Raw genomic sequence first — 9,569 nt, 5'->3', positions numbered from 1 at the left:
ATGTTTCTGGATCACCGTCCAAGGCCAGGAAGGCCAAGGACGGTGAAGATTTCCAAAACCCGGTATCCGGTGGATCGTAAGGCTGCTCCGCTTAAGTGAACAGCATTACGCGCATGGCGGGGCTTTTCTTTTGCCTGTACCGGCCTCTTCGCGGGCACGCCCGCTCCCACAGGGATCACCTTACCCTCAAGGTTGTAGTCAAACTTGTGGGAACGGGTTTACCCGCGAAGAGGCCGGTACAGGTAACAAAGGGCTCAGGCCCCTTGTGCCTCAGCCTCTTCATGCACCTGGCGCAAGCGTTCGCGGCTGTTGCTCAGGTGCATGCGCATGGCCATTTTCGCCCCTTCGCTGTCACGCCGGGCGATGGCTTCGTAGATCGCTTCATGTTCATGCATCAACCGGCTCATGTAATGCGCCTGGTCATCATGCGCCAGCCGCGCCGAATTCAGCCGGGTACGCGGAATGATGCTGGTGCCCAAATGGTTGATGATGTCGGCGAAGTAGTGGTTGCCGCTGGCCTGGGCGATGCGCAGGTGGAACTGGAAGTCTGCCGAAACCGCATCGGTGGCGTGGGCCGCCCCTTCGTTGAGTTCGTCCAGCGCTGCACGCATGCCGGCCAGCTCTTCATCGCTGCGCCGCTGCGCCGCCAGGCCTGCCGACTCGATCTCCAGGGCAATGCGCAACTCCAGCACCGCCAGCACTTCACGCAGGGTGACCACGGTCGCCGGGTCAATGCGAAAGCCCCCCGTAGCCGGCGCGTCCAGCACGAAGGTACCGATGCCGTGGCGGGTCTCGACCTGCCCGGCGGCCTGCAGCCGCGAGATCGCCTCACGCACCACGGTGCGGCTGACGCCCTCTTCGGCCATGATCTGCGACTCGGTCGGCAGCTTGTCGCCGCGCTTGAGCTGGCCGCTGCGAATGCGCTCGGTCAGCACCGTGACCAGTTCCTGGGCCAGACTGCGCGGCTTGCGCCGGGTCCTTGCCTGTACCTGCTGCTCTGTCATTGCCCTGTATTTCACCTTGAAAGACAGCGCTCATCATAGCGCAAGCAGTTGTACGATCACATACTCCCGGTGCGGTATTTCTTACTCGGCCCTGTAGACCGCAGCCCGTGAAAAAGCTGGCAGAAGCGCTGGTCCAGAGCCGGCAAAAAGGCGTGTCGGTGATCTGGGTCGCCAGCGCCTGGGCCAGCTTGCGCACGCCAACTACCAGCCCACTGAGCATGGCCACGATCTGACGGCAAATTGCTGGCCCCCAGCATCTGAAAGCAAAGGCAAACTTCCTTCATCTTCAGATGCTTAGGACAGCAACATGCGAGTACTTCTAGCAACGATGGCCGGCTGCCTACTGACCACGCTCGCTTTCAGCGCCCAGGCTCGGGCACTGAGCCAGAACGATCGCCACACCTGCGGCTGGGGTTCGCAGATAGCCGCAGAGGCCCAGCAGGCCAAGCTTTCCGGGGTGACCCTATACGCCACGCGCAAGAAGCTGCAGGTGCGCAAGTTCCCCAAACCATGGATGCGCATGACCGCCTTCGGCATTACCGAGCAGACCTACAACAGCCGGTCAAGGCTCAAGCCCGCAGCGATCAAGCAGACGTATTTCGAGCAATGTGTGCAGCATGCTGCAGCTAAAAGATAATTTGATATTAATCAGCTATTTACGAATAAAACCTACAGTGTCGTATCAGGATCTCCAAGGGGCGCCGGCCTTGAAGCGTTCTTCCAGCCAGACTTTGAAGGCCCCAAGGGCGGCAGTGTTGAGACGCGCGGTGGGCCTTACCAGGTAGATGCCCGCCGCCACGTCAAGCTGCCAGTGCGGCAGCACCCGCACCAGGCGCCCGCTGGCCAGGTCCTCACCCATCAGCCAGTCACCCCCGGCAAGAATACCCACACCCCGCCGCGCAGCTTCCAGCAGCGCTTCGTTGTCATTGCTGCGCAGGCTACCGGCGACCTTGACGTTCACCTGTTGCCCGCCACTCATCAACCGCCACTCGGGAAATGAACGTAGGCCACTGAAGCCCAGGCAATTATGGCCGGACAAATCATCTGGCTGCTCAGGCGCACCATGCCGAACCAGATACTCCGGCGATGCGCACAGGATGCGCACGTGGTCGCACAGTTTCCTGGCCACCAGGCGATTGTCCGCCAGTTCACCAATACGGATGGCAGCATCAAACCCCTCGCCGATCAGGTCGACAAATCGGTCGGCATACTCAGCCTCCACGGCCACCTGCGGGTAGGCCAGCACAAATTCGGCCAGCATCCCGCTCAACCAGCGCCGGCCCATGGCCCCCGGCAATGCCAGGCGCAAACGCCCTCGCACCGTTGCCGCCCCTTCGGCTGCCTCCTGTTCCGCCTCGGCGATCAGCCGGTTGGCCTCGCGCACCTTGGCCACCAGCCGCGCGCCCTCATCGGTAAAGCGCAGCTGCCGCGTGCTGCGCTCTACCAGGCGAATGCCCAGGCGCGCCTCCAGTGCACTCAGGCGCTTGGACAGTACCGTGGGGTGGCGCTCCAGCTGCCGCCCGGCAGCGGCAAACGAACCCTGCTCATGCAGGGCCAGCAAGGTGGCAAGTTCATCGGCGCGGCGGCTGTCAAAGGCATCCATGGCAAGGCTCGGCACAAGGCAGTGGGATCAGGGATCGGGTATCAGGCAGTTAGCACCAGCGCGCCCTCCGAAAGCCCTTGTTCCAGGTCCCCGTGGGCCCTGGCCGCTTCGGCCAGCGGGTAGCGGCGCCAGACCCGAGGCTGGATGATACCCTCGGCGACCGCCGCCAGCACATCGGCGGCGCGTTGCTGGTACTCGTCAACCATGCGGGTATGCGCTGCCAACGAAGGCCGGGTCAGGTACAGCGAGCCCTTGGCGTTCAGCGTGGCGACCTCGATGGCCGCCGGGGCGCCGGAGGTGCCGCCAAACGACACCAGCAGGCCACGCACCCGCAGGCTGTCCAGCGAGGCCTCTAGCGACACCTTGCCGACACAATCATAGGCCACGTCCACTCCCTGCCCCTTGGTCAGCTCGCGCACTTGACTGGCCAGTGTTGCCGCGTCGAAAACCAGCACGTGGTGACAGCCCGCCGCCTGCGCCCGCGCCACGCTTTGCGGGCGCGACACCACACCGATCACCGTAGCCCCTAAATGCCGTGCCCAAGGCGCCATCAGCTGGCCCAAGGCACCGGCAGCACCATACAGCAGTACCTGAGTGCCCGGCCCTACGGCATAAGTGGTTTTCAGCAGGTATTGCGCCGTGATGCCTTTGAACAGCACGGCTGCGGCTGCCTGGTCATCCAGTTGCGACGGCAGCTTGACCAGGCGCTCGGCCGGAAACAGGCGGCCACTGGCATAGGCGCCGACTGGCCCCATTGCATAGGCGACCCGGTCCCCCACTTGCACGTTGTGTACCCCATCGCCGATGGCAGTGACCCGGCCTGCACCTTCCAAGCCCAGACCGGACGGCAACGCCAGCGGTGCACCGCCCTTGCGCTGCAACACGTCCAGCGGGTTCACGCCCATGGCCGTCTGCTCCAGCCAGACCTGGCCGGGCCCTGGCGCTTGTGCTTGGACGTGCTCCAGCTGCATGACATCGGCAGTGCCGGTGGTGTTGAGGATGATGCGGTTAGCCATGATTGAATCCTGCTGGATGAGTGGTCGAGTCAGGCTAATCAGGTAGGCAAAGTTGAACAATCTGACGGGATGCAGATGATTTCTGCACCCCTTGCAGCAATACGCCTCAGCAGCCGCTCAGTACCGCAGGGCGGCGCCCCTCGGCGAAGAACAGTGGCCGCAGGCGCACGCCAATCGCTGAATCCACGAAATCGGCCGGTTTGCACGGTCCTTGTAGGAGCGGCCCATCGCGACACAAGGCCGCTCCTACAGAGACCGTGCAAGGATGAATCATTTGGTAATCTAATCAAAGCCGCCAAAATCTATAAAGGCCATTCACCCCATGGATGAACTGCGCAAGATCGACCTCAACCTGCTGCTCGCCCTGCACGCCCTGCTCAGCGAAAAGCATGTTACCCGCGCCGCCCTGCGCCTGCACCGCAGCCAACCGGCGGTAAGCCATGCCTTGGCGCAGCTGCGCAGGCATTTCGACGACCCCTTGTTGGTACGCCAAGGCGGGGGCATGGCCCTCACCGCCCGCGCCCAGATGCTGGCCCAGCCACTGCAGGACGCCCTGGGCAATCTCAACGGCCTGCTGGCCGCCCCGTTGTTCGAGCCGGCCAAAGCCCAACGCCGTTTCAGGCTGTCGCTGTCCGACTACTCCTCGCGCATCATCCTTCCGCCCCTGCTGCGCCACTTGCGCCAAGTTGCGCCCGGGGTGGATCTGGCGATCAGCCAGGCCAGCCGCGAAACCATGCTGGCCCAGCTGCTCGATGGCGAACTGGACCTGGCCCTGGGCCTCTTTCCCGACCTGCCCCAGGAGATCACCGCCCAGCCGCTGTTCGCCGACAGTTTCATCAGCGTTGCCGACCGCCAGGTGCTGCCGGCCAGCGGCGGCCTGGCCCTGGAAGACTGGCTGGCACGCCCGCATGTGTTGATGGCCATGCGCCCGGATGCCTTCGATGAAATCGAACGTGCGCTCGCTGCCCAGGGCCTGCGCCGCCGCATTGCCTTGGCATTGCCGCACTGGAGTGCGGCGGTCGAGGTACTGGCCGGTACCGACCTGATCCTTACCGTGGCCAGCCGCGCAGTGGGCTCACTGCACCAGCACAAGGCGTTACGCCAGTTCGAGCCACCGCTGCCGATCCCTTCGTTCGACTACCAACAGGCCTGGCACAGCCGCAAGGACAGCGACCCCGGGCACCGCTGGCTGCGTGAAACCGTGTGGGCCTGCAGCCAGCCGGGGCACTGATCAGCCCTCTGGCTGCTTTTGCACGGCAGTGGCACTGGCAGGTGAAGGCACGGTCCAGGTGCCCTGCACCAGCAACACACCGCACAGGATCAACAGCACACCCGCCAACCTGGCCAGGTTGAGCGGCTTGCCCCCCAGCCCCATCACCCCGTAATGGTCGGCCAACACTGCCGTGATGATCTGCCCCGCCACCACCAGTACCAGGAAACCCGCCGCCCCCAGCTTAGGGATGAGCGCCGCGGCACCGACCAGGTACATCGCCCCCAGCACACCCCCGATCCATAGCCACCAGGGCCCCTGCATTGCCTTGCCCAAGTCTGGCGCCGGCACCCTGAGTATCAGCAACGCGGCGATCACCACCAACGAACTCACCGACAAAGAGGCGAACGCCCCCCACAACCAATGCCCCAGCGCCCGGCCGACGGCAGCGTTACCTGCCGCCTGGAATGGCAGCACGGCACCGGCAAGCAGCGCCAAGGCAAAGGGAAGTGCCAGCAGGCACAGGGTTTTACTGAACATGGCAGTCCTCGTTCCTGATAAAGGTTCAGGCCATGATCGGTAAATTCCCTGTATCTATGGAAATTGAAAGTGTGCACGCTACTCATTCGCCAAATGGATACCAGCTTACGATTTCTGTCGATTGGGCTAGGATGCTGCCCACCCGCAATTCCCCAGGATCATGCCTGGGAGAGCCGCGGCCGGAACCAAACCGTATGTGATGGAGCACATTCGATGGCAGATGAACGCAAAACCCTGATTGATCACGGACAACTACCAACCCGCAACCTGGCCGAATGCCTGGCAGTGAATCAACTGACCTTGGCCAATGCAGTGGCCAGTGATTTGCCCATCGCGCTGGCCCAGCAGTTGGCTACCACTGCCGAAGCGAGCCAACAGTTGGGCCTGTCGAAAAAGATCGCAGCCATCGGGCTCACCCTTGGGCAGTGGCTGGCACAAGCCCCTGCGCGCCAGCGTCAGCAGGTTTTCGAATACTGCAGCGCACACCACTCCGATACGCTGCGCAGCTGGGCGGCTTTCGCCCAGGCGCACCTGTCGCGCTCGCTCAACCTCGAGGCTGCATTACTGGCTCAGTTGCGTTTTGCTCGAGATGAGCATTTTGGCGTCCGCGAATGGGCCTGGATGGCCCTGCGCCCACGCCTTGCCCAGGAACTGGAAGGCGCCTTGGCCCTTCTGGGCCAGCATGCTGGCGACACTAACCCACTGGTGCGCCGTTTCTGCGTCGAGGTGCTGCGCCCTCGTGGGGTATGGTGCGAACACATCGCCGCACTCAAGCAGGCACCGGAAGCGGCCGAGCCACTGTTGGTTCCGCGTCTGGCCGAAGCCGACAAGTATGCCCAAGACTCGGTCGCCAATTGGCTCAACGATGCCGGCAAGACTCGCCCCGACTGGGTGCTCCAGCTGTTTGTACGGTATCCGCCATCATGCAAGGCATCACGGCGGATCCATATGCGAGCAACCCGCAGCCTGCCCCAATGAGGTTTAGCGCGAGGTTTCGACGCGCAGCACTTCGGTGTAGATCGCGTCGACCGTCTGGCCGACCTTGAGGTTCTTCATGCGCGCCTGCAGGTCAGGGTTCTCGACCTTGACCACCTGCAGCTTGCCTTCCGGCGGTAGCAGGCTGACCTCGTGCGTCTTGAGGTCGATTTTCTTGATCTGTGAGGTGACCTTGACCTGGCGGAACGCCTCGCCACCTGGGTTGGGGTTTTGCGCAGTGGCGCGGATGCTACCGGACTCTTCGCTCGCCTTCGGCGCCCCGCCCACTTCAGGGTTCAGCACATAGGCCACCGCACGGGTCACGTAGATGTCAACCTGGTCACCCACCTTGAGGTTGGGCAAGGCCTTGGCCTTTTCCGTGAGCTGGAAGGTCACATCCTTCTTGTCATCAGGGCCTTTCACCGTCACTTGGCGGTTCGCCAGGTCAATGGCGGTGACCTGCGTGGTGACGTGGCTTTCCAGTGCCTCGCTGCCAATAGGGATACCGGCAGCCTGCACCGTGAAACTGGCGGCAGAGGCCAGTGTGGCAAGGGCAACAGCACGAGCGAGAGAGCGAATTGGGTTCATAGGCCTGCTTCCATGTAATCAAGACCGAATAGGGGCGTGCAATGTTTACGCGCTAACAAGCATAGCCATTACCTGCCGCCTTGCCGGCACTTCTCTTGCGACCCATTTCGTCGCGCATTTGCCTTCGAAATCCTTGCAACAGCAAGAAGCCAAGCGTTACGCCCAAGCGCGAGGTTGGCATGAGCTTCGACAGCGAAGGCAAGCGCCGCACCCAGTTGGACACCGCCTGGGCCGACCCGCAGGGCAACCAGGCCTACCGCGTGACCGGTGCCTTCGAAGACAGCGACACCTTCCGCGGTGATGGTTACATAGACCGCAAGGCCATCGCACCGTCGGCCTACTTCCGCCTGTCCGATGACCTGGAGCTGAACCTGGGCGCCACCTACCTGTACGACAAGCGCCTGATCGACTTCGGCATCCCGGCCCTGTGCAACCGCCCGGTGGATGGGGACCGCGACAAACGCTTCGGCTCCGGCGATGCCGACCAGGACTACGCCCGCAGCGAAGTGTTCTCGTTGACCGCCAGCCTGGACTACCGCATCAACGACGACTTCACCCTGACCAACACCAGCCGTTACTACCGCTACGACCTGGACCGCAACAATACCCTGGCCGACAGCAGCCCAACGCGCTTCGTCACCGCGCCCAATGGCGAATTGCTGGTCAAGCTGAACCGCGGCAACGTCGCCCGCGACGAGTACGGCGTGTTCAACCAGACCGATCTCAAGCAACGGGCGCAACTGGCCGGCATGCAGCACAACCTGTTGTATGGCGTGGAAGTGGGCTTCCAGGACAAGTACCAGCGCGTGTTCAGCCAGAACAACGTGGCCCAGGTGCCGGTATACCGCGACGCCCTGGTGCAAGTGCCAGAGCACGCCGCCAACCTGTCGTCCAAGGGCACCAACGTCCAGCAGACCACCGGCCTGTACCTGCAGGACATGATCGAGCTGAACGAGCACTGGAAGGCCCTGGTCGGCGTGCGTTATGACATCTTTGGCCAGGAGTACGACGACAACCGCGTGCAGAACGTCGACCTCGACCGTACCCTGACGCCGCGCAACAGCGCCAACGTCTGGCTGGTGCGTAGCCTGACTCCGGAATGGCGCGTGGCCGCCGGCGCCAACTACGTCGACGAACGCTACACCGCGCTCGACAACGTGGTAGTGATGCCGGGCTACACCACCTTCGACGCCGCGCTGCTGTATAGCGTGCCGCAGTGGGACGCCGCGCTGCGCCTGAAAAACGTGTTCGACCGTGACTACTACGCCTCGGCGCACGGCTCGGTGGACCTGATAACCCCAGGTGCACCGCGCACCCTGGAAGCCAGCTTCAATTACCGCTTCTGATCACAGGCGATATCTGCAACCTTGCGATCCCCCTTGACGACGCGATGGTTCACCGCTTCGCTGGAATGAAATATCCTGCAAGGCAGTTGTCGCAACGGCTGGCGTGTCTTCCTGTGGGAGCTCACCCAGCCCTTCGAGCTGCGCTGTCGCGCAGAGACCTGATGCTGGCAGGCGCTCCGTGTACCCTGTGGGAGCGGGCGCGCCCGCGAAGAAGCCAACGCGGTGCATGGCACCGGCTGCGCCGGTGTTCGCGAGTGAACTCGCTCCTACAGAAGACGGTGCCCCGCGGTTACGAAGGAGGCAACACATGAGCAACAGGCCGATTCGCCAATGCACGCCTTGGGCGCTGGCCACCCTGCTCGCCCTCAGCCTGGCACTCACAGCTGGCTGCTCCAGCAAAACCAGCAAGGCCCGCTACGCCACGCCTGCAGAGGGCTCCAACTGCTTCGCCAAAGCCGTCCCCACCACCGGCGAAGGCGGCTTGGCGTGGGGCAATACTCTGAGCATTGCCCGGCAGAAGTCAATGAACAACTGCATACGCTATGCCGGTCGCTCAGGGGGCACACCCAACACTTGTCAGGTGGTGATGGCGAAGTGCAAAAACTGAAATATATAAACAACCTTAAGTAAGAATATTCCTACAAATAAACGCCAACTTTCCACGCGCAAAATTGCGCTAGCGAAACATGAACACACCCAAATAAAATCTTACACTTTCAACCTCGACCAGAAAGTGGAAATCGAGGCATTGTCTTTCACTCAATGCCCAACAGTCAGATCACCCTCTTACTTCAGCAAACAAGTAACACATCCCCCACAACACAAACGCGAACCTTACATTCCAGCCCGCAGCACGTAACGAAAGCGAAACGTCAGCACCTCTGTAAAAGTATCAGGCAACCGATATTTCAGTCTTTTCAGCACTGAAACAGGCCGCTTTACGCCTATGGTCCGAAAAGGCTGCTCTTTGAGCAAGGAGCTCGCATGAGTAATGCCTCCGTCAGCAGCGCCACCTCCGGCCCGGCCTGTAGTGCACGCATCCCCATCCTGCCGGTGCGCTATGCCATCGTGCCGCGCAGCGGCGACATGCCCGCCTGCCGCTATGCCGATGCAGGTTTCAACCTCGAACAAGGCTTCGGGCCGCTGCAACATTCCGCCTACACCTTGCGCGCGCTGCGCCCAGGCTATGTCTACGTGTTCATGAAAGGCACCCTGGGCGAAAAGCTGGTCATCCATGAGTACGTCGGCGCGGGCCTTTACAAGGAACTGCTCTACCGCGGCCTGGAG

At 62.4% G+C, this 9,569-nt stretch carries 11 protein-coding genes and 1 pseudogene; 7 read left to right on the top strand and 5 right to left on the bottom strand.

What is annotated here, in order from left to right; translation table 11 throughout:
• Positions 1–254 precede the first annotated feature (254 nt).
• Positions 255–1,004, bottom strand: a complete 750-nt coding sequence (locus tag ABE456_RS27515) for a FadR/GntR family transcriptional regulator (RefSeq protein WP_346646740.1) — start codon at positions 1,002–1,004, stop codon at positions 255–257.
• A 107-nt stretch (positions 1,005–1,111) separates the two neighbouring features.
• Between ABE456_RS27515 and ABE456_RS27510 the strand changes: the two genes are divergently transcribed.
• Both ABE456_RS27510 and ABE456_RS27505 read left to right on the top strand, forming a co-directional pair.
• Positions 1,112–1,237, top strand: a complete 126-nt coding sequence (locus ABE456_RS27510) for a hypothetical protein (protein ID WP_346646739.1) — start codon at positions 1,112–1,114, stop codon at positions 1,235–1,237.
• A gap of 74 nt (positions 1,238–1,311) precedes the next feature.
• A complete protein-coding gene (locus tag ABE456_RS27505) occupies positions 1,312–1,641 on the top strand; it encodes a hypothetical protein (protein ID WP_346646738.1) in 330 nt (109 codons plus the stop codon).
• Positions 1,642–1,686: 45 nt separating this feature from the next.
• Here the strand turns inward: ABE456_RS27505 and ABE456_RS27500 are convergent, their stop codons facing one another.
• Entirely contained in the window at positions 1,687–2,607 is a 921-nt protein-coding gene (locus ABE456_RS27500; protein ID WP_346646737.1) for a LysR family transcriptional regulator, read from the bottom strand.
• Positions 2,608–2,648: 41 nt separating this feature from the next.
• The gene (locus tag ABE456_RS27495) at positions 2,649–3,623 is read right to left on the bottom strand and encodes a quinone oxidoreductase (protein ID WP_346646736.1); all 975 of its coding nucleotides are present in this window, start codon (positions 3,621–3,623) and stop codon (positions 2,649–2,651) included.
• Between the two features lie 322 nt (positions 3,624–3,945).
• On the opposite strand from ABE456_RS27495, the gene ABE456_RS27490 reads away from it, so the two are divergent.
• Positions 3,946–4,854 (top strand): LysR family transcriptional regulator, encoded by a 909-nt coding sequence (locus ABE456_RS27490; RefSeq protein WP_346646735.1) that lies wholly within the window; start codon positions 3,946–3,948, stop codon positions 4,852–4,854.
• Here the strand turns inward: ABE456_RS27490 and ABE456_RS27485 are convergent, their stop codons facing one another.
• Positions 4,855–5,373, bottom strand: a complete 519-nt coding sequence (locus ABE456_RS27485) for a DMT family transporter (protein WP_346646734.1) — start codon at positions 5,371–5,373, stop codon at positions 4,855–4,857. It lies immediately after the preceding gene.
• Between the two features lie 213 nt (positions 5,374–5,586).
• Between ABE456_RS27485 and ABE456_RS27480 the strand changes: the two genes are divergently transcribed.
• Positions 5,587–6,351, top strand: a complete 765-nt coding sequence (locus tag ABE456_RS27480; protein WP_346646733.1) for a hypothetical protein — start codon at positions 5,587–5,589, stop codon at positions 6,349–6,351.
• Positions 6,352–6,354: 3 nt separating this feature from the next.
• Here the strand turns inward: ABE456_RS27480 and ABE456_RS27475 are convergent, their stop codons facing one another.
• The gene (locus ABE456_RS27475) at positions 6,355–6,936 is read right to left on the bottom strand and encodes a hypothetical protein (protein ID WP_346646732.1); all 582 of its coding nucleotides are present in this window, start codon (positions 6,934–6,936) and stop codon (positions 6,355–6,357) included.
• A 140-nt stretch (positions 6,937–7,076) separates the two neighbouring features.
• Between ABE456_RS27475 and ABE456_RS27470 the strand changes: the two are divergent.
• From ABE456_RS27470 to ABE456_RS27460, 3 genes and pseudogenes are all read left to right on the top strand, one after another.
• Positions 7,077–8,282 (top strand): annotated as a pseudogene (locus ABE456_RS27470) (TonB-dependent receptor); the annotation flags it as partial.
• 307 nt (positions 8,283–8,589) lie between these two features.
• The gene (locus tag ABE456_RS27465) at positions 8,590–8,889 is read left to right on the top strand and encodes a hypothetical protein (protein WP_346646731.1); all 300 of its coding nucleotides are present in this window, start codon (positions 8,590–8,592) and stop codon (positions 8,887–8,889) included.
• A 377-nt stretch (positions 8,890–9,266) separates the two neighbouring features.
• Positions 9,267–9,569 (top strand): toxin VasX (locus tag ABE456_RS27460; RefSeq protein ID WP_346646730.1); only part of this gene is annotated, 303 nt, incomplete at its 3' end.

It is taken from the genome of Pseudomonas sp. TWI929 (genome assembly GCF_039673335.1).
Lineage (GTDB): Bacteria > Pseudomonadota > Gammaproteobacteria > Pseudomonadales > Pseudomonadaceae > Aquipseudomonas.
Note: the sequence above shows the minus strand (reverse complement) of the source record. Positions and strands in the feature narration are given on the sequence as shown.

Excerpts from the sequence above, each read along its gene's own strand:
- ABE456_RS27515 (WP_346646740.1), bottom strand. The coding sequence starts at position 1,004 with ATGACAGAGCAGCAGGTACAGGCAAGGACCCGGCGCAAGCCGCGCAGT.
- ABE456_RS27505 (WP_346646738.1), top strand. The coding sequence starts at position 1,312 with ATGCGAGTACTTCTAGCAACGATGGCCGGCTGCCTACTGACCACGCTC.
- ABE456_RS27500 (WP_346646737.1), bottom strand. The coding sequence starts at position 2,607 with ATGGATGCCTTTGACAGCCGCCGCGCCGATGAACTTGCCACCTTGCTG.
- ABE456_RS27495 (WP_346646736.1), bottom strand. The coding sequence starts at position 3,623 with ATGGCTAACCGCATCATCCTCAACACCACCGGCACTGCCGATGTCATG.
- ABE456_RS27490 (WP_346646735.1), top strand. The coding sequence starts at position 3,946 with ATGGATGAACTGCGCAAGATCGACCTCAACCTGCTGCTCGCCCTGCAC.
- ABE456_RS27485 (WP_346646734.1), bottom strand. The coding sequence starts at position 5,373 with ATGTTCAGTAAAACCCTGTGCCTGCTGGCACTTCCCTTTGCCTTGGCG.
- ABE456_RS27480 (WP_346646733.1), top strand. The coding sequence starts at position 5,587 with ATGGCAGATGAACGCAAAACCCTGATTGATCACGGACAACTACCAACC.
- ABE456_RS27475 (WP_346646732.1), bottom strand. The coding sequence starts at position 6,936 with ATGAACCCAATTCGCTCTCTCGCTCGTGCTGTTGCCCTTGCCACACTG.
- ABE456_RS27465 (WP_346646731.1), top strand. The coding sequence starts at position 8,590 with ATGAGCAACAGGCCGATTCGCCAATGCACGCCTTGGGCGCTGGCCACC.